This window comes from Paenibacillus sp. MABNR03, from assembly GCF_050455445.1.
In the GTDB taxonomy this organism is placed as follows: domain Bacteria; phylum Bacillota; class Bacilli; order Paenibacillales; family Paenibacillaceae; genus Paenibacillus; species Paenibacillus xylanilyticus.
The window spans coordinates 677,576-702,707 of sequence record NZ_JBCIYR010000003.1 but is presented as its reverse complement, the minus strand read 5'-3'; the positions used below and the strand labels follow the sequence as shown (position 1 = coordinate 702,707).

The following is a 25,132-nucleotide window of genomic DNA, read 5'->3' as shown; positions in this document are numbered from 1 at the left end:
TGCAGAAGAGCAGCATACCATACACAGCTGGGGTTCCTTGTTATATTAAGAAATCGTATTTGCTCTATTTAACGCCTCCACCTATCTCACTGCGTAAAATCATGCTGCCCAATGGTCAGCAACGTCGGCCTGCTTTTGCTCCATACGGAAGTAGCAATTTTCGGATTATAGTAGTACAGCGCCCCGTTCGTGGGGTCTGCACCATTTAGCGCCGCGCGAGCTGCGCGGTAGGACGTCTGCGTCGGCTTTTGATTAAACTGACCGTCGTCAATCGCAGTGAACTGCCCTTTCTGGAAAATCACCTTCGGAATGGAGGATGGGAATGCGTCCGACTGCACACGATTCAAGACGACGGCCCCTACAGCAACCTGTCCTTCAAAGGATTCCCCGCGCGCTTCCCCGTGGATCAGCTTCGCCAACTGACGCAGCGTCTCACCTTCAGCTTTGGCCTTCTTGTTCAACCTGTTCAGTGTCGCCGGACCTGCAATCCCATCCGCACTTAGCCCCTGAGCTTGCTGGAACTTGCGTACAGCGCTTTTGGTAATGGAACCGTAATATCCGGTCAATCCCGCATAGAAGTATCCCAGATCACTTAATTGCTCCTGCAATTGCAGCACATGCTCACTTTGAACGCCCTGCTCCAGTTTCTGTGCTCCCGCAGACGGAGCTGCCATCGTGAGACCGAGAGCCATCGCGAAGGCACCGAGAAACACACTGACTCGCCCTGCTCTTTTGCCAGCCTTTTTCCCCCTCTGATGAGTTACTGCCCGACTCACGGTGATAGGTTCCATATTTCCAGCACTTTTACATAATTCTAACCTATAAGCTTTAATCAGTTCATTGGCACTTTTTGTTCTACTCACATTATTCTTTTCATTCATTTTATTCGTTTGATCCATTTTACTATCGTTCTTCATGATTTAATTAACCTCCATTATTCTGAGTCCAGACTCCATATCTTCCCCTGAACCCTCCCTTATGGACATCCCGAGTGTCATTATAGGATATAGCCAAAGTGCCGTCTATCGGACCGATGGAGCATGAAAAACAGGGCTTTGAATACAACAAAAAGAGGTATGAGCCCATGGTCACGTCATGGTCATACCCCTTCTTGTATCAACCTTCTGCCGCTTGTCCAACCCGTCATTTCCGTAGGCAGGCAGACCCGCACAAAAGTTGCGCTTGAATTTATTTACATTTACTCAGCCAGTTCCTGACCCTTGGTTTCCCGGCCGAGGAACAGCACAGCTGCTGCGCCAATCAGGATTGTCACGAAGAAAATCGTGAAAATCAGGCTGATTTCCACCTCACGCTGAACCAGCATACCGACCATCAATGGAGCAAGCACGCCCCCGATGCGGCCTACCGATGTGGCAAGACCTACGCCTGTCGAACGAACCGAATCTGGATACAATTCCGGACTATACGCGTAGAGACCGCCCCATGCCCCCAGATTGAAGAAAGAAAGACAGATGCCTGCGGTGAGAATCGCCGCTTCGGTCGTCGCGAGCCCAAAAGCGATTGCGCTCACTGCCGTGAGTGTAAGGTAAACGACCAAGACGAATTTACGTCCGTACCGCTCGATAAAATAAGCTGCTGTGAAGTAACCTGGCAGCTGTGCCAAGGTCATGATCAGCACGTACTGGAAGCTTTTGACCAGCGTGAAGCCTTTGGCCATCACGACGGAAGGCAGCCACAGGAACATGCCGTAATACGAGAAAATCACCGTAAACCACAAGATCCAGAGCATGATGGTTGTCCGGCGATGCGGAGCAGACCAGACCGCAGCCACCTTCTCCCGGAACGTTGTCTTCCGGATGGTCTTGTTATGCTTGTAACGCGGCGGGTCCTGAATGACACGGCGCAGATACAGTGCATAGAACGCCGGAACAGCACCAATGGCAAATGCAATTCTCCATCCGTATTCCGGGATGACGAAGTTGGCAATAAGCGCCGATACAATCCAGCCTCCAGCCCAGAAACTTTCCAGCAGCACGACAGCACGGCCGCGTTCCGCGGTTGGCATGGACTCCGATACCAGCGTGGATGCTACAGGCAGCTCTCCGCCGAGTCCGATCCCTGCAATCAGGCGCAGTACACACAATACGGCAAAGCCAGTCGCCAAGGCAGATAACCCGCTCGCAATCGTGAAGATGAGCAGGGTCCACATCAAGATGGCCTTACGGCCAAAACGGTCAGCAAGTGCACCTGCAAGCAGTGCACCCAGTGCCATACCGATGGAGTTGATACTGGTCAGCACACCGACTTGTCCGGGACTGAGGCTCCATTCCTTGGCGAGGGCCGCCACGATGAAGGAGATCATGCCGACTTCCATTGCATCAAACAGCCAGCTCATGCCGGCACTGAACAGCAGCTTGCGCTGCTTGGGATTCCGCAGCACTTCCAGTTTAGTCATAACGATAGCTCCTTGATCTCTAAGTAGTCATTCTGACACTAAACCATTATTATGCAGAATGATCCAGAAATCAATGAAAAATACGCTCTTATACCCGCCATCACTGAATAGCTCACCCCTTGAGTGAACCCGCTGTCAGACCTGCAACAAAATAACGCTGAAGCAAAATGAACAGCGCAATCATCGGAATGGCGGTCACCAGCACCCCGGTCAGCATCATCGGATAGTTGGTCACATACTCCCCGCGGAACTGCATGAGTGCCAGCGGTAACGTCAGCTTGGATTTGCTGCTGAGCATCAGCATCGGAATAAGCAGATCATTCCACACCATGACAAGCAGAAACGTAGCCGTTGCTGCGAGTGAAGGTGCGGCAAGTGGAAGCGCAATCCGTGTATAGAGCCGCCACTCGCTCGCCCCATCCATGCTGCCCGCCTCCAGAATTTCGGCATTCAGCATGCGCATAAATCCAGTCAGCATGAATACGGAGACAGGCATCAGCATCGCGGCTGATACAACGATCAATCCTGTGAGACTGTCCGACCATCCCAGCGTACGCGTAAGGGAATAGATCGGCAGCATGCTGACCTGGGAAGGAACGATAAGGCCCGCCACGAACAGGGCGAATACGATTTTGCCCACACTGCCGCCCCAGCGGACAATGGCATAAGCGATCATGCTGCTCAGCAGCAATTCAATCACAACCGTACCCAGCGTCACGACAAGACTGTTGCCGAAATATTGCCACATCGGCTGATTGCGAAACATGCCCGTAACGTTATCCCACGTAAACGGGTCAGGCCAGCTGAATGGACTGGTGAAGAAGTTGCTGCTTGTTTTGAATGATGATACAAACACGAAGTACAGCGGCACGATGATCAGCATCGCGTACACCAACAAGATCAGGCGATTGAACCATTTTAGAAACATATGCACTCCCTTCTGCCTCTTGTGCGAGACGAACGTTCCAGCATCAATAGCTTACCCGGTCGGCACGCAACGCCTTGAACTGCACGAACGTCAGCAAGGCCAGCAGAACCAGGAAGATCATCGAACCCGCAGAAGCGAGACCAAATGAATAGCTGCCAAAGGCGGTATGATAAATATAAGTAGTCAAAATTTCAGTAGCGTAGTTCGGGCCTCCGTCCGTCATGGTGAAAATGAGGTCAAATGCCTTGAACGATTGAATCGTTGTATAAGCAACGACAATTGTAGCCGAAGGAGCAAGCAGCGGCCAGGTCACGGTACGGAATACCTGCCATTTGCTGCCGCCATCCATTCGAGCCGCCTCATAGAGCTCAGCCGGAATGCCTTGCAGACCCGCGATAAACACAATCATCATCTGTCCGGCATGTGCCCAGACCTGTACGGCTGCAATGGAGTAGATTGCGATTTTCGGATCACCAATCCAATTTCGTGCAAGACTCTCCATGCCAGCTCCGTTCAGCCCATAGTTAATCAATCCAATGGATGGATCATACATAAAGGCCCAGATCAGTCCAACCGATACGGAGGACAAAATGGCAGGGAGAAAATACAGCGCACGAAGTACGACACGTGTCTTGGTGTTTTTAACCAGCAACAGGGCCAGGACAAGTGAAATAAAGGTTTGGGCAATAACCACCGTCAACATGAATTCAACGTTGTTGCCAAAAGCCTTACGAAAGACGATGCTGCTGAGACTGTCCTTATAGTTATCCAGCCCTACAAACGCATACGACGGGGATACCCCGTCCCAATCCGTAAAGGAGTAGAACAGCCCCGTCAATGTAGGAAATACGAACAGTCCCACGTACAGCAGCAACCCAGGTAACAGAAACAGGGATAGCTGAATACGGTTCTTCATCGCTTACTTCCCGATATGCTGATCAATGATCGCTTGCGCCTGCTTGGCGGCTTCTTCAGGGGAAGTCCCGCTAAGCACGGCCTGAATGGAGTTCGTGACTGCCTTCTGATTATCTCCGTTCAGGATGGTGAACCGCGGCTGGAACACGGTTTTTTTGCTCGCCCACTCTCCGGCAACCTGAAGCTCGGCAGAGTCGTACTTCACGTCATTTACGGTCACGTTTTGTCCCGTCGAGTTGGCATACTCCCCTGCCACTTCCGGTTTACTCAGAAACTCGACGAATTTCTTCGCTTCTTCCGGATGTTTGGATTTGCTGTTCACCGCGAGCATAAATGTTGTGGTATGAACCCCTTCATACTTCGCCTGATCTGCACCTACCGTAATCGGTGCAAGCAGCTTCTGCTCCAGATTCGGGTTTTGCAGCTTGTTCTGAGCCAGCTGATAGGAACCACTTGCAAGCATGGCTGCCTTTTCCTGAATGAACAGCGCCCCCGCTGCCGGATCTTTGGTACCCAGTGCATCCTGCTGGAAGTAGCCTTTATCGTTCAGTTCCTTAATCTGTGTGAGTGTTTTCACCCAAAACTCATCCGTCAGTTTCGCCTCCCCGGCTTCCACTTTGGTAAAAATGTCGTCACTCGGTGCATTATTCATAACCATGGTGTTCATGAATTGACCTGGACCAATGTCCGCGCCGGCAAAGGCGATCGGGATAATGCCGTTGTCTTTCAGCGTCTGGCAGAGTGCCAGGAAACTCTCCCAATCCTTCGGTGGTGTTAGTCCATATTTTTCAAACAGTTTCACATTGTAGATTGGATCGTTGTACACAAGCTGATACGGTATGGCATATTGCTTGCCATCAAGCTGGCCTGCCTCAATCAGCTTGGAGTTATAGGCAGACAGAAAGGATGACCCTGTCAGGTCCGTGAACAATCCTGCTTTCGTAAAGGCTTCGAACTGTGCACCAGGGAAAGACGCAAATACATCCCCTACTGAACCGTCACTAATTTTGGATTGCACCGTGGATTGATACTGGTCGGAAGGAAGCGTCTGCATCTCCACCTGTATGTTCGGGTTTTCCTTTTCAAACGCGTCAATGGTCTTGTTCAGCGCTTCTGCATCTTCACCCCGCCAGTGCATGAAGCTGATGGTAACTTTGCCTGAACCGGAGGAGCCGTTCTCTCCTGCTGCAGAATTATCCCCGCCCCCGCAAGCGGACAGCAGCAATGACATGACCAGCATACTGACCAGAGGAAGGATTAATTTTTTATTTTTTCTCATGAAAGACGACCTCCTGAGTAAATGATTTAATTAGGTGTTGCTTAGCTGATGCTTCGCATTTCTTGTACTCCATTTGCTGCGAATAATCGGCATCACGGTTTGGCCAAAAATTTCGGCTTCTTCCAGATGCGGGTAACCTGACAAAATAAATGTGGTCACACCAAGATCGGCGTATTCCATCAGACGTTCGGCAACCTGATCTGCCGTGCCTACGATGAGGATTGCCCCGCCGGAACGAACAACGGACAAGCCTGTCCACAGGTTTGGGCCAACCACGAATTGCTGCTTCTCGGACAATTCACGAAGTTCATTCTGTCTGCGCTGGTTGGTTGCATCGGTCTCCGCAAAAGCTGCTTTGGCTTTCTCAATCGCTTCAGGTGGAACCTTGCTAATAATCTCCCACGCTGCCGCCCAAGCTTCTTCTTCGGTATCCCGAATGAGTACCTGTGCCCGCATACCGTAACGCAGCTGGCGATCTTGCCCTGTTTCCTGTTTTACCTGTTCACGGATCACTTCAATTTCCTCAATTTGCTCCTGAATCCAGTCGTGCGGTTCCCCCCACATGAGGAACGTATCCGCATGTTCTACTGCAACTCTCTTGGCAATAGGTGAACTTCCACCCAGATAAAATGGCGGATAAGGCTTCTGTACCGTTTCAGGCATGCCTACCGGTCCTTTAAAATGGTAATATTGACCGTTAAACTCCTGATTATCATCGTTTGATGCTTCCGCGTCCGCTTTGGTACCACTTCCGGCAAATTCGGTCAGGTTCAGCCCGGTCGACTGGGTCCATGAACGCTTCATCACGTCCATATACTCACTCGCCCGTACATAACGTTCGTCATGGGCATGTGCCAGCGGATCTCCCAGTTCCTCCAGATCCCGAACTGAACTGCCTGTAACGACATTGATCATCGCGCGTCCATTCGACAGCTGATCAAGAGCCGCTCCCATCCGTGCGGCGAGCACCGGTGTAACCAAGCCTGGCCGGATAGCCACGAGAGGACGCAGCGTTTGAGTATGGCTCATTACTGCAGAACCGACAACCCAAGCATCAAGACAGGCGCCACCGGTCGGAATCAGTACAAATTCAAACCCTGCCGTCTCCGCTGTCTGTGCCACCTGAATCAAATAATCCAGGCTTGGTTCCCGTTCCGGGGCGACCCCAACATATTTTCCGTCTCCAGCCGTTGGCAAAAACCATCCAAATTTCAGTTCTTCCTGTTCGCTCACACAAGTCATTCCTCTCTGTTGATAAATAAAATTCCATTTCAAAAATCAAATGGACATTTGCGAATTGGCCGTTCCGGTGACGAATCGTTCTTCTGATAAAGGCGAGCGTTACACTTCCTCATAATCGATTTCGTCCCCTCCACTCTTTCGTATATAACAAACTAATTTTAAGATTGGGCCAAATTCTCATTGAGTTGTAAAATCATATAAATGTAAATGCCGATTAATTAACTTGGTTTAATAGGTATGGACATCATATCAATTGATTTGTCTGTGATCAATGTCATTTTACGACAATTTGTTTTTGTCATTTTGTGGTCAACTTACAGAAATAAGTCATCCTGATCTTGAATATAAACAAAACCCACCTGTATAATAGGTTATAAGAGAAAATGACAGACATTACAAATTAAACTTTTATTAAAAGAGGTGTTCCTGATGACGGAGAGCATGAAGGAGGACCACCACGAGTTTTTGGATATTATTTTTTTTACTCCGTCTGAATTCGAGAAAGCCGGTGGCGCCTGGCCTATACGAATCGGACGCAATATAGCCAAGAACAACTATCATATCGGCCCTCGTACCACACCGTACCATTACCTGCTGTTTGTGCTGGAGGGGGAGGGCACATTTATTCAGAACGGACATCATTACCCCCTCAGGGCCCGGGATGCATACTGTCTGTTTCCGCATGTCACTCATGAATACTGGACTGACCCGCAGGAACCGCTGCAGAAAATCTTTATCGCGTTTGATGGAACCCATGCAGCTGAACTGCTGTCGCGGATTGGACTTACGCCAGACTCCCCTCACCGTTCAGGCGTACTTACTCCAGAGACAGCAAGTGGAATGCGTGCTTTTATGGAGGAAGTCCGCAAACCTCAGGGGGGTGCGAGCGACCTGGGACGTCTCACCCGGTTTCTTGGCCTGTTCGACCGAGTTGCACGTTCATCTGCCACCAAGGGACTGCAGCCTGATTCGGCTATTCCCTGGCTGCAAAAAGGCAAGGAATACATGGATATTCATTTTGCCGGGGGGATCACGGTAGAAGGTGTGTCTGCTCATGCAGGCGTGGATCGAACCCATTTTGCCAAACAGTTCCGCAAAGCTTATGGATTATCTCCTGTACAATATATCCAGCAGCTCAAAATGAATCAGGCCAAGCGTCTGCTCGTACAGACCCCGCTAACCCTGACCGAGGTAGCTCATTCGGTAGGATACCCGGATTTATTTTCCTTTTCTAAAGCTTTTAAAAAACAGGTAGGTCTGCCACCCAATCGGTATCGGACAAATGAAAACGGCAAAAACTGATTCGCGCTGACCCGTGCTGCAACAGTCATCAATAAAAGACAAAAAGGCAAGTCTCCATTAACCGGAAACTTGCCTTTTGCTGTCCTATACTTTTCTTCAATAACACCCGTTACTCCTTCTCATCGCTCTTGCGAGCCAGGGGAATACCGTTTTCCTTTGCGTACCACGCTTCATAATGATGCACAGCTACTCCGGCAAAAGAGGAATGGGACGATCCCAGGTTAAACACCTTCGCAATCTCTTCGTCCATGTTGCTTATGGACTTTCTGAAAAAGGTCAGGTGCTCACCCTCATGGGTATCTGCCAGCTCGGCTCCGATCCACACGTCCTTGCCCAACTCATCGGCTTCGTCCAATTCTTCCCTGGACAGATCATACATCTGCTGACCACTATCCCGATATGCCATAATGGCGACTGCATCAAACTGGGAAATGACCCAGCGGCTGAGTGAACCTCCGCCTTCAGATGCCTGGCGGGCATCCAGCCAGAAAGGGATGGCTGCGCTCATATAGAGCCCTGCATCCTTGCCGGCTGTCGTCCAGGCCTTCATGTTGTCACTCCACTCTGCAATTACGCTGTCCTGCTCATCTTCCCAGCGCTGCAGCTGGTAAGGCTCCACATCCAGTTGAATGCCCTCGAAGCGCTCATTTTTGGCCGAAGCGGCATTATACGCCCGAATCCGCTCGATAAAAGCGAGTCCTTCTTCCCGTTTTTCCTGATAGGCCCAATCGGAATGACCGTTCAGGGCATGCACCTGGATCTCTGCCTGCCGGGCAGACGCAATGAATTTGCGATACGTATCATCGGGTACTTCATCCTGCAGCTGCAGAAAAATGACATCCACACCCTGCTCTTTGGAAAAGGAGATAATATCCGGGGTCTGTTCTGCAATGATGGAAGCATCCCACAGCCAGGTCGCTTTTTTCTCCTCCGCCGAAAACCATTTGAACAGCCAGGGCAAAAGCAGCAGGCAAAAGGTCAGAGCCAGCAGAATCCATTTTGTCCTCACCGACATCCTGCCCCAGCGAATCATCTTGTTTCTCAGACGAGCAACGCTTCACTTGGTTCCAGCACAGGATGCTGCACCGAGTGACCAATTTTGTAAATGTGTGGCTGTGTGAATGTCCGGAACGCATTGCGTGTATCCAGAATTGGCACACCCAAATCGGCAATTTCGCTATAAGGCAGATCTCTATGGTTGGTAATCAACACGATGCAATCATACTTTCTGAATTGCTCCAGGTTGAATGCTTCGCTGTGCACTGTATCGTCATGCTTGTCACGGAAAGAATCGGCATATGGATCGTAATAGCTGACATTCGCTCCGCTTTCCTTGAACAGTTCGTATACTTCCAGTCCCGGTGACTCACGCAGGTCTGCAATATTCGGCTTGTACGACATGCCAAGCAGGAGAATGTTGGAATTCCGAATAGACTTCGCGTACTCGTTTAAAATCGTTGATGTTTTATTCAAAACATAATATGGCATGTTATCATTGGTCGATTGCGCCAGCTCAATGAATTTGCTGTAGAAACGGAATCCTTTCGCTTTCCACGACAGATACATCGGATCAAGCGGAATGCAGTGACCGCCGATGCCTGGGCCCGGGTAGAACGGCATGAAGCCAAACGGCTTCGTCGCAGCTGCATCAATGACTTCCCAAATGTCGATGCCCATGCGGTCGCACATCATCGCCATTTCATTCACAAATGCAATGTTTACACTGCGGAATGTATTTTCCAGCAATTTGGACATCTCCGCCACTTTTGGTGAAGATACCGGTACAACCGTTTGTACATACTTGCTATACAGCGCTGTTCCGAGTTTGAGGCAGGCTTCCGTTGTCCCGCCAATGACCTTAGGCGTATTGTACGTGGTGAATCGTCCGTTGGACGGGTCCACACGTTCAGGCGAGAAGCAGAGGAAATAGTCCTTGCCGGCTTCATGGCCGATTTTGTCCAGTTTCTGCTGAATCAGTTCTTCTGTCGTACCCGGGTACGTGGTGCTCTCCAACGTAATTAGCATGCCCGGTTTCATGTGCAGCTTGATCTGATCGACCACTGTCTCGATGTAGGATGTATCCGGATCCTGATTTTCACTGAGTGGTGTCGGCACGCAGATGCTCAGGGCATCAATGACGCGCAGCATGCTGTAATCCGTTGTGGGCTGAAAACGGCCCGTTTGCATCACTTTTTTCAATTCCTCGGACGAGATATCGTGAATATAGGAATCTCCGTTATAGATACTGTCGACCTTGGACGCATCCAGGTCAATTCCGATTACTGTGAAGCCTTGATTTACCATTTCCACGGCAAGTGGAAGTCCTACGTAACCGAGCCCGACCACGCCGAGCACCGCTTCTTTGTTTTCAATGGCATTCAGTAAAGTATGGAATTGTTGATTCTCCATGATATTCCCTCCAGGTTAATGTATTTGTAATGTTCCGTAAATCCGTTCGGTTGATGATCGTATCTAGTGCAGGCAGCGCCGGATTCGTGCATCCAGCTCCACAGGGGAGAACGGTTTGGTCATATAGTCGTCCACGCCGCTGCGGAAGCATTGGCTGATCGTCTGTTCGACACGCTGCTCGGTCAGCACAACGATTTTGGGCGGATGCTTCACTCCCAGATTCTGAATATGGTGAATGAACGGCAGACCGTCGATGCCATACAGATTCAATTCCGTCAGCACCAGGTCAGGCATTACCTTCTCAATCAGCTCCAGCGCAGCCAGACCATCTACAGCTTCGTAAGTCTCATAACCCTGCATTTTTAAACGCAGCTGCAGAAACTCACGAACCGTCGGATCGTTATCCACAATCAAAATTTTCCCAGGCTCGTCTGCCGTCTTATCCAACGTGTAGATGTGAATCTCCGAGGCATCGACCAGCTTCGCCGATTCAGCCATATGCTGGATGGTCGCCTGCGAAGGACGCTCACTATCCTTGAAGCTCGCCAGCGTAATCTGCGGCTCCGCCCCAGGGACCGTCTCCTGCAGCTCATGCTTGATGCGAAGCCCCTCATAGTGAACTTCATTCAGTGTCAAACCAGGCAGCAGGACCGCAAGCGTCTGGGTCGCCCCATCCTTCCACAGCTGGAAGGCGAACTCGCTCGTTTGCTCGAGATAGTTCCTGACCTGCTGCTCCGGCTGGGCTTGTCCTCCTCCGCAATGGATGAACATTAAGCCGCATGATCCGGCACCCGTATCCTTCAATCCCTGTTCTACACTTTGGTACACATTAACGGCAGCCTCACGCTGCAATGTTGCCGTATTAGGCATGTTCTTTTCCACCCTTCTCCCTTGGTTATCTATCCTGTTGCTGCTGTATTGCCATTAATGAATCAAAGATGCTGTCCATGAACGCTTACTCCGATGCAGGCTGCGAATCAGGCTGCTTCAGTTCCCTTTTCTTCTTCGGACCAGCTTTGGCGTGTCATGGTTCCCCAGGAATTGTTGTTTTGCATGAACTGAATGTGCCCCTGCAATCTCCACAGAACACCCAGCTGGTGGTAGCCCACAAATTTGAGAGCGGAATAGACCAGCATTTTGACCATATCAGACAGCTTGTTGTATCTGCGGAATGCAATTTCCTCCAGAATGAGCGCCCCTACGCTGAGCAGATAACCACTCACAAAGTTCAGCAATCCGAACAGAACCAGAATCGGCCATTGCGTCATATCCAAGAGCACATACCCGGCAAGGGCCAAAAGGCCGGTGATCCGGAAGTACGGATTGAGTGCTTCAAAAATGACATTGTACGGCATGGTCAACATGCCCATCACCTTATATTTCGGATTGAACAGCATGCCCCGATTCTCAATCATGTTCTTCAAATTTCCGCGTCCCCAGCGTTTGCGCTGACTGGACAGGATCCGGTAGGAATCTGGTGCTTGTGTCCAGCAGACGGCTTCAGGACAGAAGGCTACACGATATTTCAGTTTGTTCTCGAGCATATAGCGATGAAGCTTGATAATAATGTTCATGTCTTCCCCAGGATAACCATCCCGGTATCCACCAACGGCAATGACTGCATCCTTGCGGAACATACCGAAGGCACCCGACACGATGATCAAACCATTCATGTGACTCCAACCAATCCGTCCACCCAGAAAGGCCTTGAGGTACTCAATGGATTGGAACATAGGCCACATTTTTCGTGGCAGTGAAACGTCCTGTACAGCTCCATTTTCGATTTTGCAGCCATTGGCTATGCGAACATCGCCGCCGATCGCCACAGTCTCTTCCGGATTCTCCATGTACATGCGAGCCATGCGGATCAGAGCATCCTTTTCCAGCAGGGAATCGGCGTCAATCGAAGAAATCAGCGGGTAGTGGGACAGGTTGATCCCCGCATTAAGTGAATCTGCCTTTCCGCCATTTTCTTTGTCGATCACGTACAGATCCGGGAATTCCGGATTATGGTATATCCCGCGAATCGCCTGACAGGGAATCTTGCCCCGGATCTTCGTGTCAGGAACGGGTTTCAGACGATATTCCTTCAGCAGCACGTTCAGGGTGCTGTCGCTCGAGCCGTCATTTACGACGATCACTTCATACGTTGGATAGTTCAGCGTCATCAGACAGTTCACATTTTCAATAATTGTCAATTCTTCGTTGTAAGCCGGGACCAGCAGCGATACCGAAGGTACAAGCTCCGAGCCTGATAATGTATTGTATTTGGAATAATGTGACCTTCTGAAAATGGTCCAAATGTTGCGAAATGACAGAGCCAAGATGGAAAAATAAAGCAAGTTTACAGAAATGACATAGTAAATGGCCACCATGCCATAAATTAATAACAGATCCCTAAGCAGTGTAATCCCCTCCTACCGCAGCCACACCCGTACGTCTCTTGGTTGTTCGGTTACCCGGAACAGGGCCAAAATACTGGTCATACAGCAGCCTTCTCTTGTTGTGTACAATCATCTGGTCTACCGCTTTGTGGTCGGCTCCCGATTGCTTCATCGTGCTCTCGATCTGCTGCATTGCAATCTCACGTTCAACACCTGTACCTTGTACAGCTGCTTGACATAAGGCTTCGAATCCGGGTTCACCCAACATGCTCAAGCTCTCCGCACTGTTATAGCGTACTCGCCAGTCTTCATCACGCAGCGCTTTGCGCAGCAGTGGAATGCTGCCTGCCGCATGCTTCGAACCAAGCGCCTGCACCACCTCTGCCCGGACTTCCGGATCAGCATCCTTCATCAGCTTCAGAATCGTCTCATCCTGAAGGGCCGGACTTGCACTCAGATACAGCTTCACTGCTTCTGCCCGTACATCCTGATGCTCTGCACCAACCAATCGGTCAAGTGCCGGCATGACTTCCGGTACAGCCTGTCCCCACATGGCGACAAGTCCAACCTTCACAAAATCAGGATTGCGGTCTTCCAGCAATTCAATGAGTAGTCTGCTCGTATCCAGGCTGGTCTCAAGCAAGATGTCTGCGGCCAGATGATGGATCGACTTTCCTTTTGTCAATAACAGTTCAAGCATGTCCTTCAATTCACCCTGACGGGTTGTACTTCTCGCAATGGAACGTCCGATCATGAATGCCATCGGTCCAGGCTTCTCATCCTTGAGCAGTTCCATCAAGCCCGGAACAGCTTCCGGACAGCGCATGCCGCCCAAACGATAAGCTGCATCGATCTGCCGACCATAACGCAGTCGGCCCAGTTCTTTCAGATCTCGTTCTACAAACCCGGCTTCGCGACAGAGCGCAATCAATTTGTCGCGATACTCTCCCTTGAATTGGTCGATCCATTCAATAAGTTTGCTCTGGATCACCTGCCGTTCCACAGGAGCCAGCTTGCCTGGCGGCAGCCTCAGCGGACGATTCTCAGTCAGTGCCGTTTGCAGATAGGTGAAGTAATCCCGCTGCTTCCGTTTATAAAATTCAATCTTGCGCCGTTTGCCGTTGTGGGACACTTTCATGGCAAACAGCAGAATCACACCCAGAGCGACAAGCGCTATGCAGATGTATAGAAATAGATAGGCCACAGCCAAACTCGAAAACATGTGAAAAGGTCCTCCTTTATACTCATTTAATCAATCTGAAAACTAGGAATTTGTCCGAAGACGTTCTTCATCTCTTCATAACTCAGTTTCAGTCGTTCACTGTATTTCACCTGTTCCCACGACTGCCAGCTATACAAAGGCAATGTTTTCAAATCCAGTGTAGTCTGATTGCCAGCAGGCCAGGATACATCGCCAGTCGAACGATCCATCAGCCATGGAACCAGCGTTATGCCTTCGGTCGTAACCGTCTTAAACTCCCGTCCGTCCTGCAGTGGTTCATAATCAATCACTTGCAGTGAACTCGGGTCACCGAATCCAAGCAGCATCCAGGGAATTCGCATTTCCACCTGATTGCCGTCATACTGCCACGTTGTCAATGAATCGGTATCCGACTGCCCGGGAGCTGTTGTTCCCCGCTTCAGGATACCCACCTTCTCATTCATGAACGGATGAGCCGACCTCGTATCAGGCGGAGTCATCTTCAGGCTGACCGCCAGGTTCCATGGATGGAACGGATCAGCGGAATTAGCCTGCTTATCAGGCAGCATATTGTATCCTTCCTTGCCATACAGACGCTGATTAAAATCATAATCTTTGGCGATTTCCACCTGGGATTCGTCATCCTGCCCCAGCGTGATGACCGTTTCAAGGCCGTCACTGAGCGTTCGTTCCGGAAGCCGCGCACCAGGCTGATTGCCACCTGCCAGCGTATCCGTCCCTATGCGGAGCACCTTTTTATTGGGATCAAACGGCTCATCCAGCGTCATGCCAATGTACAGATAGGCTTCATCGTGGGTCAGCTTCATTTCTTGGATGCCGTTCACCTTGCCCTGCCAAACCGTAACTTCCTCAGCGGTCATCCCATCCCAGTCATCCAATTTCCCGTCGATGGTCAGCTGTTCCTGTTTGCCGGGGTCCATCGCGAGAAGGCCGAACATTTTCTCGTTGGTCAGCACGTTTAGCCAATAGGCCCGCCGATCTGCCGGGATTTCAAATGGCATCGTGTTCCAGGTTTTCTTGAACCACTCATCCTGCCACATGAACAAAATGGCTCCCGCATACCCTTCATCATAAATATCCTGAGTCAGTGAAGCATCAATGGCTCCCTGCTCTGCCTCATTATGTCCACCCTGGTCCCGGCCCCCCATACCCAAATGTGAGATCCCAAGGGAAGAAGGCACGCCATATTCTGTAACCATTACAGGCATATCGGAATACTCGGCTTTGAGCTTGCGCAGATAACTTTTGTATGTGTTGTACTCCCCGTTTGCATCCTTGATCGTTTGAAGGGTCTCGTCCGTATGGAACAAGTCCGGGTAATAGGGATACACATGATATGCCGCAAAATATCCACCCTGCCACTCCTCCGGCTGAATATGACGGGCATCGACACTGACGAGGTCCTCCTCAAACAACGGTTCGCCCGGGTGTTCCAGCACATCGGTTGTCACCCAATTGGTAAACGTCATGGGATGTTCCCAGCCATACTTCTTCTCCAGAACGGCCGTGTAGTCCAGCAGCTCGGCTAACCAATTCTCGAAGGGCGAGGCGTCTGCTGTCCCGGAAAAATGAACTCCCTTGTATTGCGGCACATCCGGATGTTTCTCATTCGTGTTGTCTACCATCGCGGGGTCCCACTCGGTACCAACATGCCAGGCCATCAGGTATTTGCCTGCATTCGCCTTATATTTGCCGCTTGAGGCTCCGGACTTATCGGGAATGTCCGCATCCCCATAGACAGCTGACACCGCTTTTTCAATCTCCTGCTTGAATGTCTGCTCAATATGATCGGCATAGGCATCCTGCTTCTCAATCAACTCTTCTTCTGGCGACCATATGCCCTGTATAAAATATAACGGTTGCTCCCGGCCGCGATTATAATCGACCAACGCAGAGTAAAAAATCGGTTCGTGGACCGTATACACCCGTATGACATTGGCCCCCATCTCCTGGATCTGCTGGAACCACCTTAGGTAATCCTCTTCGGTCAGGGGAAATTCTCCCGGGTAATATCCCGGCGAAGTTGCACCCAGGTTAACACCCTTAACGAACATCTCCCTCCAGGATCCATCCGGCCCGTATTCCATGAACCGGTCTCCCTCGGTCTTGAATTTCATCTCCGTGCCATTCTCCGCTGTGTACGTAACGAGCTGAGGTTGCATGTAGTGCCAGCCGGCTAATATTCCGCCGGTCAGTACCACGGCTCCGGTCAACATCGTTAACATCCAGCGCTTTCGTCTTCGTCTGCTCATGGCTCTTGATTGCTCACCTCTCTAATATGCATCCTGCCTGTTTCCGTTTGAATCTGAATAAAATATACAGGCATGCAGCAGTAAACGCCGCTTGGATGTCCGCTTTGGGTAGAGATGCCAGCGGTGTAGTTCTCACTATAGCTCCAAAACTCCGCTTTTGTAACTAGGCTGATGGAAGCAAACGTGAAATGCAACATTCTGCCCATAATTCGTAAAAATGACCATGAACTAGCATTCCAAAACACTTCTGGCTCCCCTGCCTCATGGACACCATTTTTCTTAATGAAACAGTTACTTGAACGCTCAAACCTGTTGCACTTCTCTACCCGTTATTGTTATATGCAACGCGGTTTGCAGCAACTGTTTCCGCCCGAACACTTACCACATTAAACGCGGGGAATATGTTAAAGTTGCGGCCGTTTTTACAGTATTAACCATAAAGATTACAAAATTGATACTATAGTCCGATAACGCATCAGTGAAAACCCGCGGCCTGTCAAGGTTTTCTGAAAAGTGCAGAAAAGTAAAAAAGGACATCAGTCCCCCTCTATAGGACTGTGCCCATTTATACTGCTTTTACAAAAAACGGAATGAACACCGGGTCATCACCCTGAAGTCACGAATCTCTTACATCAAATGTAAAAAAGTACATCTTATTTCCTAAATTTTGACTCTATTATTGCGATTCCACAATTGTGTCCAATTTGCAAAATAATTCCGGTTGCCGCATTTGAACATTCGGGATATGCTATTAAAACAGGAACACCTGTTCCGTACTGTAAATAAACTGTAAAAAAACATGCGGCTGAATCCTCTTTCTGTTCGTGAACAGCCGAATCATGGCTCAAAGGAGAGACCTGTTATGTCCCGCAAAGACGGACGTGTCATTATGCTCGCAGACTGCCAGTCATTCTATGCCAGTGTAGAGAAGTCTTCACATCCCGAATACAAAGACCGTCCTCTCGTGGTAGCGGGAGATCCGGCACGCCGTTCCGGTATCATTCTTGCAGCCTGCCCTCTCGCCAAATCCTACGGAATTACCACGGCTGAACGACTGGGTGAAGCCCTTGCCAAATGTCCGGACGTCGTCGTCATTCGCCCCCGGATGGCGGAGTACATTCGTGTCTCCCTGCACATCACCCGGATTCTTCAATCCTACACAGATCTCGTTGAGCCCTATAGCATTGACGAACAGTTTCTCGATGTCACCGGAAGCCTGGATCTGTTCGGCAGTCCTGAGACAATTGCCCGCAGCATTCAATCCAGAGTCATGGATGAGACAGGTGTGTATATTCGGATTGGCATCAGCGATACCAAAGTAGTGAGCAAAATGGCCTGTGATTTATATGCCAAAAAAGTTCCCGGCGGCATCTGTGTCCTGAATCGCAAGGACATGGAGAAAACCATCTGGACGAAACCTGTCCGAGAGATGTTTATGGTCGGTTCCCGGATGGAAAAACATCTCTACAAGATGGGGATTCACACCATTGGTGACCTGGCACAGACTCCGCTGTCCAGACTGAGAGAACGCTGGGGAGTAAATGGTGAGGTATTGTGGCGCATTGCCCGCGGCATTGACGATTCACCCGTGAAACCCGGGACATACACACATCAGCAGCAAGGCATCGGACATCAGATGACCCTTCCCCGGGACTATGAGTCCTGGGAGGATATCAAGGTTGTCCTGCTTGAACTGGCAGAGCTCGTCTGCCGGCGTTCCCGGGACAAATCGCTCATGGGCAACGTCGTCTCGGTTGGATGCCGCGGGCAGGATTACGATCGTCCGACGGGCTTCTCACGCCAGATGAAGGTAAATGAACCGACCAACATTACGGATGAAGTATACGATGCGGCCGCGGCACTCTTTCTTCGCCATTGGGACGGATTACCCATCCGCCGGATCAGCGTGTCACTGACTGGGCTGGTGCCCGATTCCGAAGTGCAGCTGTCCTGGTTCGATGATCGTGAACGCAAAAGAGAACTGGAACGTGCCACAGATGACATCAAGCGCAAGTTCGGAGACACCGCCATCATGCGGGCTTCCTCGCTCTGCTCGTCCGCGCAGGCACAGGACCGTTCTCATAAAATTGGAGGTCATTATAAATGAGTAAAAAATTACAGCAAAACGGACTCTTCGAGTCTTCCCGTATGATGCTTCCCGAACACCGGGAAGCTTACATTCTTCATCAGGAACAGCTTGCTCCCCGTACCCGCCCGTCTCTGGATGCTCAGGCAGCGGAAGAAATGTCCCGTTTGCTCAGCCATTCAATGATGCTTGGAGATGCTGTGACCATCGCCCTGTTCCATGAACATGACGATATCCGTTATACCGGACAGGTTCTGAAGCTGGATCCATCTGCCCGTACCCTCAGACTGCTGACGAAAAATGGGACCCGGGACATTCAGATGAATCTGATTACCAATGTTGAATTAGCAAACGACTGACGCTGCAGCACTCACAAGCCATGCTCATATCGTCAATCCGAACGATGAACCTGAGACACTCATTAGCGAATATTCCGCAATAGATGCAGCCTAATCGGTACATGCAGGACCGTTTTCCTACACTCCCTTAGGGCTCCCGGATGGAGCCGAGAACCCTATTTGCTTCAACTTAACGTCGTTCAAAAGAAGCAAAATGACCGATATGTGATTCATCAGCCACTTTGATGGGTATAAGGGAAACCTTTAAAAAAGACTCCAGTCAAATTCCTTGGAAAGGCGCTCAAGCAAATGAACACCCGCAATGCTGTTCCCTTTCCGATTCAGGGCCGGCCCGACAAGACCGATGCCAAACTGACCAGGTACAAGGGTGATAATTCCCCCGGACACCCCGCTCTTGGCGGGAAGTCCAACCTCAATGGCGAATTCACCGGATGCGTTATACATACCGCAGGTGGTCATGAACGTTTTGGCAATCTGTACATAGCGACGCGGAATGAGCTCGTTTCCGGTGATCGGATCTGTTCCGTCATAGGCAAGCACCAGTGCCATACGGGCCAGATCCGAACAAGTCACCTCGATTGAACAGTGACGGAAATAGACAGCAAGCACATCTTCAACGTCATCCTTAATTACGCCATTATGCTTCAGAAAATAAGCAAGCGAACGGTTCAAATGACCTGTTTCCCATTCGGACTGAAACACCTCTTCGTTATAATCCAGGTGATCATTGTTGGCCAGCTTGCGGAAAAACTCCAAAATGCGCCGTGACTTCTCTTCCTTGCAATCCCCGGCGACCAGGGAGGAGACTGTAATGGCTCCCGCATTGATTAACGGATTAAACGGAATACCGGGTTCAACGAGCTCCAGCTTGATCATCGAATTGTAATCGTCACCCGTAGGCTCTTTTCCTACATTAAAGAAAACCGCTTCTTCCCCATGATCCATCAGGGCCAATATAAGCGTGAAGACTTTGGAGATGCTCTGCATCGTAAAGGGGACACCACAATCTCCGGCAGATACATGATTGCCTTCGGCATCCATGATATGTATGCCCAGCTCATCCTGTGAGGCTTTGACCAGCTCCGGGATATAAGATGCGACCTTTCCCTGTCCCGTGTGCAGCCGGCTGGTCTCCAGCCATTCCGGCAGCAATTCGTTCAGACGCTCCATTACCGTATTGCTCATCTCCATCTCCTCCATATCTATGTATGCGCATCTTGCATGGATTCAGGAGGCAAACTCCAACCCGAATAATGCAAATGCAGGTATGTCTATTCATTACCCTCAGGATTGATCCATTACCGCCGCACTTGAAGGTTCAATTCCAGAATTTCACCGGGAAGGCCTTCCATATCCCCTGTCCACGTGGAAACAAAGTTCTGTCTATTTAATATCTGGCGTGATGCTGCGTTAGAGGGATCGATCACCGCGTAGAGTACACCGATTCCTGCTGCCTGTGCTTTTAGAATGAGGCGCGCCGCTATGGACGTACCATGACCTTGGCCCCAATATTCAGGCAAAACCATATAACCCATTTCCGCCCGGGACGGATCGGATTCATCCGGAATCAGTTTGGCATATGCCATCCCTACTCCATCTTCACCAGATATCCGGTAATATCCGCAGCTGTAGCCCAGATTATAATCGAGCATGGACTGGAATTGCGTTTTCGCTTCATCCTCCGGGAGTGTACGTTCCGTAATTTGTTTCATGACTTCCATATTGGAAACGAGAGCATAATAATCCTCAAAATCAGTTTCAGCATATTTAACGAAATTCATTGAAATCCTCCTCCAGGTCCAAACGGATGTAGTTCCTTTCAATTCCCCTAGAGTATAGCAGAAGCACAGGATACATTGCACGCAGCCACCGATCGATTGAGTTCCATCAAGCAATGCCTGTCTGTCTATCTACCCTTAATAAAAAAAGCGGCCTCCACAGAGACCGCCCAAACTTTCATTTATGATGTGAATCGAATGTCATCAAAGAATTCATAATCAAATTCAATCAGCTTGCCCGGGATGAAGGCTTGAGACTCATTTGTCCTTCTTGCTGACGCGTGCGACGATTTTGACCCGGAGGTGTAATCATCAAAGCCAGCAGCAGGGAGACTGCACAGAGTATGGCAATGACGATAAACGTCAGATGGAACCCGCCCAGCAGAGCACTGATAAACGATCCAGCCAAGGCACCAATTCCAAATCCCTGATAGATGACGCCGTAATTTTTGCTCTGATTTTTCAGTCCAAAGTAATCCGCGACAATTGCAGGAAAGACGGTAATGTTACCACCGAAACAAAACGCGACAGCAGCCACACAGGCGAAGAATACGCCATAGCTCAGCGGAACGAGACTCAGCGTCATGACGGCTGCTGCCGTAACCAGCAGTGCTCCAGCAATAACCTTCATCCGTCCGACCTTGTCCGACAACGCTCCCAGGATGATGCGCCCAGCCGTATTGAAGATCGCAACCATCGCGACTGCATTCGCAGCCGTAGCCACGTCGAGACCTGCCAGCTGCACGCCAATATCTTTGACAATACCGATCAGATACAGTCCGCTCATACATGCCGTGAAGAAAATAACGAACAGCATATAGGCTTCTTTGGTTCGGAGCATCTCTTTTACCGTATACTGATGACGGGCTGCTTCCTGCTTCGCTCCCTCCGTCTTGCTGACAGGAGCCTGTTCACGAACAACCGCTTCGCGGATCAGAAATGATCCAGCCACGATCAGAATCAGCACAATGATGCCCCAATACATAAACGCCTGAGCAGGACCTACAGCACCAATTAATGCCGAGTTCACATATTTAAACAGCAGACTGCCTGTACCAAAAGCACCAACGGAAATACCCGAAATCAGACCTTTGCGTTCCGGAAACCATTTAATCAGGTTGGACAAAGACGTAATATACGCCGTACCATCCGCGAACCCAACCACAAATCCCGCCAAAATATAGAGCAGTGTTAATGAAGTAACTTGGGAACTTAGGACAAGTCCCAGACCCAGAACGATCCCGGCTATACGGATCAACCGCTGAAGCCCCCAACGTTCCTGCAGCCTGCCTGCAAATAGTGTGGCAAATGCCAACGCAAAACTGGTAATTGAAAAAGTTATCGCGACCGAGCTGACGTCCCATCCGAAACGATCAGATAGCGGTTGGTTAAATAAACTCCAGGTGTAGATGGTTCCAAGGCCCATTTGTACAATAATGGTTCCCAGTACAATAAGCCACCGATTCATTTTTTTAGGTGTAGATGTTGAATTAGGTGCTGATGAAATAGCTGCTTTCATCGTGATCTCCCCTTTGCCGATGTCTGGAGCATTTTGCATCCATCCAAAGAACGGCTTTAATTCAGCAATCTGTTGGTCGAAATGGTTCTATTCGTCTACAGATTGTACCCGCTAGTGTTTGGAATCGATGATGCAAAATGCCTCTTTGAATGCGTTCACAATGTAATCATACATGAAAGGGGATTCATAACACCGATTTAAGCATGAGTTGCATCAGATCCGGAATGAAATGCCTCTATATGCGCATGAGCTGCCTGAATTCCTTGACCTTGCCCCGGCTTACCGGCACTTCAGCTTCCAAATCGCGCAAACGGAGCAGGTACGTATTGTTAAACCAGGGTACAATTTCACGGATTTGAGACAGATTGACCAGATAAGAACGATGGCAGCGGAAAAATGTCTCCTGAGGCAGTCGGCCATGGAAGTCCGTAATGCTCACCGGCATCGTAAACTCACCATTTTTGGTATACACCTTCGTTACTTTCTCTTGTGCCTCCGCATAATAAATATCTGCCGTATCCGTCACAATAATGTTGTCGTTGCGCAGCAGATTGATTCGTTTTCCCGTCCCTGCGTCGGATGCCGTATGCACTGCTCCCTGGATGGGAGGTTCATCCGTCAAATGGGTTTGTCCATCTTCACCTTGTTCCTCCCCCGCATGGTCGCGTTTGAAGGTTGTCTCCAGCTTATGCAGCATGGCTGCAATGCGTTTCTCATCATAAGGCTTTAGTATATAGTCGAAGGCCTCCAGCTCAAATGCTTCTGCTGCATGCTCCTTGTAGGCTGTCGTAAAGACGATATAAGGCTTTCTGGCGAATTTGCCAATATGATGTGCCAGCATCATGCCATCCAGCGAGGGAATGTTAATATCGAGAAAAATAACGTCGACTTCCTGCTCCTGCAGAAACTTCAGCACATCCAGTCCATCTTCAAGGCAGGCAACCACTTCAATCTGACTATGCTCCTGGACCAAATAATTCAGTTCTTCACTTGCCGGAATTTCATCTTCCACAATAAGGGCTCTCATTGACCAATCATCACCTTGTCACGACATCTCCTTTGGGTACATCAAAAATAATATCGGTTCCTTGCTCCAGCCGCGTAATCGTTACACCCTGCCCATAAATGAGTTTCACCCGTCGATGGACATTATATAAACCAATCTGATTCCCCGGCATCCGGTCATGATACACCTTCTCAATGATATCCGGGTCAATACCGGCACCTGTATCCCTGACTCCTATTCGGACAAAATCAGGGTAATCCTGTACCCGGATCCGAACCGTTCCTGGCCCTTTGACCTTGAGGACGCCATGAATAATGGCATTCTCAACAAGCGGCTGAATGACCAGACTGGGGATATGCACAGCCACCTCATCAATCTCATAGATCACATGAAGCCTGCTCCCATAACGGGCCTTCTCAATCTCCACATAATTGCGGACCTGCTCCAGTTCCTTATGAATATCAATCAGCTCGTCCGACAGCTCCAGATTATAACGCATATATCCCGACAGATTCACAATCAGCTCACGCGCCCGATCCGGCTTCGTTCGAATGGACGAAGCGATCGCGTTCAGCGCATTGAAGAGAAAATGTGGATGAATCGTCGTTTGTAATGCCCGCAGTTCCGCTTTGTTGGCGGCTGCCTTAATCTCTTCCACTCGGGATACTTCCATCTGGGTGGAAATAATCTGCGAAAGTCCTACAGCCATCGTTTGCAGCGGGTACGTAATTTTATAGGCTTTGCGGTAATAAATTTTAAGTGCTCCCGTTACTTCACTCCGCTCTTTCAGCGGAATAATCAACAAGGAATGAATATCCGGCGTTTTCTCATCGGTCACATCATTGCTGATGGTAATCTCCCCGCTGGAGATCGTCTGTTTCGTCATCTCACTAATGATCTCGTTGCCGATGTGATATCGCTCCTCCCCGAACCCAACATAGGCCAGCACGTTCCGGGTATCCGTAATCGCAACCGCATCGGCCTGAATGTCCTCCTGAATGATCCGGCAGATGGTCCGCAGGGAATCCTCATCAATGGAGCGGAAGTAGGGCAGGGTTTTGTTCGCAATCTCCAGCGCCAGTTTGGCCTGGCGTGCGGCAATCATTTCCTTTTCCCCTTCCACACTCTGTACCAGCAGCACGATCAGTCCAATGTTGACCTCCCCCAGAATCATGGGCAATGCAATCTTGGATACGATATCCGCACCGAGCGGGTCGGGATAGGAGTACAGCAGGATCAGCAGCATCGTGAGCGCTTCACAGATCATCCCGGCCGCAATACCAACCATCCATCGCTTCGACTTGGGCGTATACTTGTGAATGTAACCCGACACCAGACCCGCAATGACACTCGTAATCAGACACGGAATGGCCGTTACCCCATCCATATCAATTAAATAACGATGCACCCCGGATACAATCCCCGTAATAATCCCCACCGGTGCTCCAAATAAAATGCCACCAGACAGCACGGCGATAATCCGCACATTCACCAGTGAACCTTCCACATTAATCCCGGTATAGGTACCAAAGATCGCAAAAGCACAGAACAACAGCGTCACCGCCGCGTATTCCTGGGGTCTTAACTTCCCCTTTTGCAGAATCTGTCTAAAGCGAGGTACCCTCGACAAAAAGAATAAAAAGATAATCAGCAGCGCCGCCCGTTCAAACAAACCCAGCAGCATCGTAAACATTTCCATGAATCCTACTTCCTCCAAATCAATTGAAAATCAACGCTATCTTTGCATCATCTGTGTTCGTTCATTTTGCATGGCCATATGGATTCCTATCCTGGTCCTCATTCTCCCGTTCATCCTTTATGCTCGTATGCACCAGTTTACCCCTCCGCCAGGGAGAAAGCAAAGTCATCAGTCGGAAATGAGATGCAAAGAATGCAGCGGATATCTTTATCTCCTTTCAGACAGAATTTAAGGAATCGGTTACCCCTTACTTACGAGAATTAGCGTGTAATGAGATTTTAACAAACCTAATAAGCCACGCTACTTCAGTAAAATCTGAAATATCATCGCGACAAG

At 49.8% G+C, this 25,132-nt stretch carries 20 protein-coding genes; 3 read left to right on the top strand and 17 right to left on the bottom strand.

The window, feature by feature from the left end; genetic code table 11:
• Window positions 1-86: 86 nt before the first annotated feature.
• The 6 genes from AAIH57_RS18350 to AAIH57_RS18325 all read right to left on the bottom strand — a co-directional run bounded on the left by AAIH57_RS18350 (window position 87) and on the right by AAIH57_RS18325 (window position 6,771).
• Window positions 87-674 (bottom strand): cell wall hydrolase, encoded by a 588-nt coding sequence (locus AAIH57_RS18350; RefSeq protein WP_430022723.1) that lies wholly within the window; start codon window positions 672-674, stop codon window positions 87-89.
• Window positions 675-1,198: 524 nt separating this feature from the next.
• Window positions 1,199-2,416, bottom strand: a complete 1,218-nt coding sequence (locus AAIH57_RS18345) for an MFS transporter (RefSeq protein WP_430022590.1) — start codon at window positions 2,414-2,416, stop codon at window positions 1,199-1,201.
• A gap of 112 nt (window positions 2,417-2,528) precedes the next feature.
• The gene (locus AAIH57_RS18340; RefSeq protein ID WP_175395649.1) at window positions 2,529-3,344 is read right to left on the bottom strand and encodes a carbohydrate ABC transporter permease; all 816 of its coding nucleotides are present in this window, start codon (window positions 3,342-3,344) and stop codon (window positions 2,529-2,531) included.
• Window positions 3,345-3,387: 43 nt separating this feature from the next.
• Complete coding sequence (locus AAIH57_RS18335) at window positions 3,388-4,260, bottom strand: carbohydrate ABC transporter permease (protein WP_175395650.1); 873 nt, start codon at window positions 4,258-4,260, stop codon at window positions 3,388-3,390.
• A 3-nt stretch (window positions 4,261-4,263) separates the two neighbouring features.
• Window positions 4,264-5,538, bottom strand: coding sequence for an ABC transporter substrate-binding protein (locus tag AAIH57_RS18330; RefSeq protein WP_430022588.1), 1,275 nt, complete (start codon window positions 5,536-5,538; stop codon window positions 4,264-4,266).
• Window positions 5,539-5,568: 30 nt separating this feature from the next.
• Complete coding sequence (locus tag AAIH57_RS18325) at window positions 5,569-6,771, bottom strand: LLM class flavin-dependent oxidoreductase (RefSeq protein ID WP_430022587.1); 1,203 nt, start codon at window positions 6,769-6,771, stop codon at window positions 5,569-5,571.
• A gap of 438 nt (window positions 6,772-7,209) precedes the next feature.
• On the opposite strand from AAIH57_RS18325, the gene AAIH57_RS18320 reads away from it, so the two are divergent.
• Complete coding sequence (locus AAIH57_RS18320) at window positions 7,210-8,082, top strand: AraC family transcriptional regulator (RefSeq protein ID WP_430022586.1); 873 nt, start codon at window positions 7,210-7,212, stop codon at window positions 8,080-8,082.
• A 109-nt stretch (window positions 8,083-8,191) separates the two neighbouring features.
• On the opposite strand, the gene AAIH57_RS18315 is transcribed toward AAIH57_RS18320, so the two are convergent.
• From AAIH57_RS18315 to AAIH57_RS18290, 6 genes are all read right to left on the bottom strand, one after another.
• Window positions 8,192-9,097 carry a hypothetical protein gene (locus tag AAIH57_RS18315; protein ID WP_430022585.1) on the bottom strand — a complete coding sequence of 302 codons (906 nt, stop codon included), beginning with the start codon at window positions 9,095-9,097 and terminating at the stop codon, window positions 8,192-8,194.
• 26 nt (window positions 9,098-9,123) lie between these two features.
• The gene (locus AAIH57_RS18310; RefSeq protein ID WP_430022584.1) at window positions 9,124-10,491 is read right to left on the bottom strand and encodes a nucleotide sugar dehydrogenase; all 1,368 of its coding nucleotides are present in this window, start codon (window positions 10,489-10,491) and stop codon (window positions 9,124-9,126) included.
• Between the two features lie 63 nt (window positions 10,492-10,554).
• Entirely contained in the window at window positions 10,555-11,361 is an 807-nt protein-coding gene (locus tag AAIH57_RS18305; RefSeq protein ID WP_430022583.1) for a response regulator transcription factor, read from the bottom strand.
• 107 nt (window positions 11,362-11,468) lie between these two features.
• Window positions 11,469-12,866 (bottom strand): glycosyltransferase family 2 protein, encoded by a 1,398-nt coding sequence (locus tag AAIH57_RS18300; RefSeq protein WP_430022582.1) that lies wholly within the window; start codon window positions 12,864-12,866, stop codon window positions 11,469-11,471.
• Window positions 12,867-12,888: 22 nt separating this feature from the next.
• Entirely contained in the window at window positions 12,889-14,097 is a 1,209-nt protein-coding gene (locus tag AAIH57_RS18295) for a HEAT repeat domain-containing protein (RefSeq protein ID WP_413035536.1), read from the bottom strand.
• A gap of 26 nt (window positions 14,098-14,123) precedes the next feature.
• On the bottom strand, window positions 14,124-16,349 hold the full coding sequence (locus tag AAIH57_RS18290; RefSeq protein WP_430022581.1) for a hypothetical protein: 2,226 nt from the start codon (window positions 16,347-16,349) through the stop codon (window positions 14,124-14,126).
• An 862-nt stretch (window positions 16,350-17,211) separates the two neighbouring features.
• Here AAIH57_RS18290 and AAIH57_RS18285 point away from each other — a divergent pair.
• Together AAIH57_RS18285 and AAIH57_RS18280 are read left to right on the top strand one after the other, a co-directional pair.
• Window positions 17,212-18,456, top strand: coding sequence for a DNA polymerase IV (locus tag AAIH57_RS18285; RefSeq protein WP_430022580.1), 1,245 nt, complete (start codon window positions 17,212-17,214; stop codon window positions 18,454-18,456).
• Window positions 18,453-18,794: a YolD-like family protein gene (locus AAIH57_RS18280; protein WP_430022579.1), complete on the top strand. Its 342-nt coding sequence runs from the start codon at window positions 18,453-18,455 to the stop codon at window positions 18,792-18,794. The genes AAIH57_RS18285 and AAIH57_RS18280 overlap by 4 nt, the downstream gene beginning before the upstream one ends.
• A gap of 243 nt (window positions 18,795-19,037) precedes the next feature.
• Here AAIH57_RS18280 and glsA read toward each other — a convergent pair whose 3' ends face one another.
• From glsA to AAIH57_RS18255, 5 genes are all read right to left on the bottom strand, one after another.
• Entirely contained in the window at window positions 19,038-19,979 is a 942-nt protein-coding gene (gene glsA / locus AAIH57_RS18275) for a glutaminase A (protein WP_430022578.1), read from the bottom strand.
• A 113-nt stretch (window positions 19,980-20,092) separates the two neighbouring features.
• Entirely contained in the window at window positions 20,093-20,575 is a 483-nt protein-coding gene (locus AAIH57_RS18270; RefSeq protein WP_175395663.1) for a GNAT family N-acetyltransferase, read from the bottom strand.
• A gap of 226 nt (window positions 20,576-20,801) precedes the next feature.
• On the bottom strand, window positions 20,802-22,091 hold the full coding sequence (locus AAIH57_RS18265; RefSeq protein ID WP_430022577.1) for an L-lactate MFS transporter: 1,290 nt from the start codon (window positions 22,089-22,091) through the stop codon (window positions 20,802-20,804).
• A gap of 235 nt (window positions 22,092-22,326) precedes the next feature.
• Window positions 22,327-23,118 carry a LytR/AlgR family response regulator transcription factor gene (locus tag AAIH57_RS18260; RefSeq protein WP_430022576.1) on the bottom strand — a complete coding sequence of 264 codons (792 nt, stop codon included), beginning with the start codon at window positions 23,116-23,118 and terminating at the stop codon, window positions 22,327-22,329.
• A 10-nt stretch (window positions 23,119-23,128) separates the two neighbouring features.
• The gene (locus AAIH57_RS18255) at window positions 23,129-24,796 is read right to left on the bottom strand and encodes a sensor histidine kinase (RefSeq protein ID WP_175395666.1); all 1,668 of its coding nucleotides are present in this window, start codon (window positions 24,794-24,796) and stop codon (window positions 23,129-23,131) included.
• Window positions 24,797-25,132 lie beyond the last annotated feature (336 nt).

Coding starts and splice junctions, on each gene's coding strand:
- AAIH57_RS18350 (WP_430022723.1), bottom strand. CDS start 674: ATGGCAGCTCCGTCTGCGGGAGCACAGAAACTGGAGCAGGGCGTTCAA.
- AAIH57_RS18345 (WP_430022590.1), bottom strand. CDS start 2,416: ATGACTAAACTGGAAGTGCTGCGGAATCCCAAGCAGCGCAAGCTGCTG.
- AAIH57_RS18340 (WP_175395649.1), bottom strand. CDS start 3,344: ATGTTTCTAAAATGGTTCAATCGCCTGATCTTGTTGGTGTACGCGATG.
- AAIH57_RS18335 (WP_175395650.1), bottom strand. CDS start 4,260: ATGAAGAACCGTATTCAGCTATCCCTGTTTCTGTTACCTGGGTTGCTG.
- AAIH57_RS18330 (WP_430022588.1), bottom strand. CDS start 5,538: ATGAGAAAAAATAAAAAATTAATCCTTCCTCTGGTCAGTATGCTGGTC.
- AAIH57_RS18320 (WP_430022586.1), top strand. CDS start 7,210: ATGACGGAGAGCATGAAGGAGGACCACCACGAGTTTTTGGATATTATT.
- AAIH57_RS18315 (WP_430022585.1), bottom strand. CDS start 9,097: ATGTCGGTGAGGACAAAATGGATTCTGCTGGCTCTGACCTTTTGCCTG.
- AAIH57_RS18310 (WP_430022584.1), bottom strand. CDS start 10,491: ATGGAGAATCAACAATTCCATACTTTACTGAATGCCATTGAAAACAAA.
- AAIH57_RS18305 (WP_430022583.1), bottom strand. CDS start 11,361: ATGCCTAATACGGCAACATTGCAGCGTGAGGCTGCCGTTAATGTGTAC.
- AAIH57_RS18300 (WP_430022582.1), bottom strand. CDS start 12,866: ATGGTGGCCATTTACTATGTCATTTCTGTAAACTTGCTTTATTTTTCC.
- AAIH57_RS18295 (WP_413035536.1), bottom strand. CDS start 14,097: ATGTTTTCGAGTTTGGCTGTGGCCTATCTATTTCTATACATCTGCATA.
- AAIH57_RS18290 (WP_430022581.1), bottom strand. CDS start 16,349: ATGAGCAGACGAAGACGAAAGCGCTGGATGTTAACGATGTTGACCGGA.
- AAIH57_RS18285 (WP_430022580.1), top strand. CDS start 17,212: ATGTCCCGCAAAGACGGACGTGTCATTATGCTCGCAGACTGCCAGTCA.
- AAIH57_RS18280 (WP_430022579.1), top strand. CDS start 18,453: ATGAGTAAAAAATTACAGCAAAACGGACTCTTCGAGTCTTCCCGTATG.
- glsA (WP_430022578.1), bottom strand. CDS start 19,979: ATGAGCAATACGGTAATGGAGCGTCTGAACGAATTGCTGCCGGAATGG.
- AAIH57_RS18270 (WP_175395663.1), bottom strand. CDS start 20,575: ATGAATTTCGTTAAATATGCTGAAACTGATTTTGAGGATTATTATGCT.
- AAIH57_RS18265 (WP_430022577.1), bottom strand. CDS start 22,091: ATGAAAGCAGCTATTTCATCAGCACCTAATTCAACATCTACACCTAAA.
- AAIH57_RS18260 (WP_430022576.1), bottom strand. CDS start 23,118: ATGAGAGCCCTTATTGTGGAAGATGAAATTCCGGCAAGTGAAGAACTG.
- AAIH57_RS18255 (WP_175395666.1), bottom strand. CDS start 24,796: ATGGAAATGTTTACGATGCTGCTGGGTTTGTTTGAACGGGCGGCGCTG.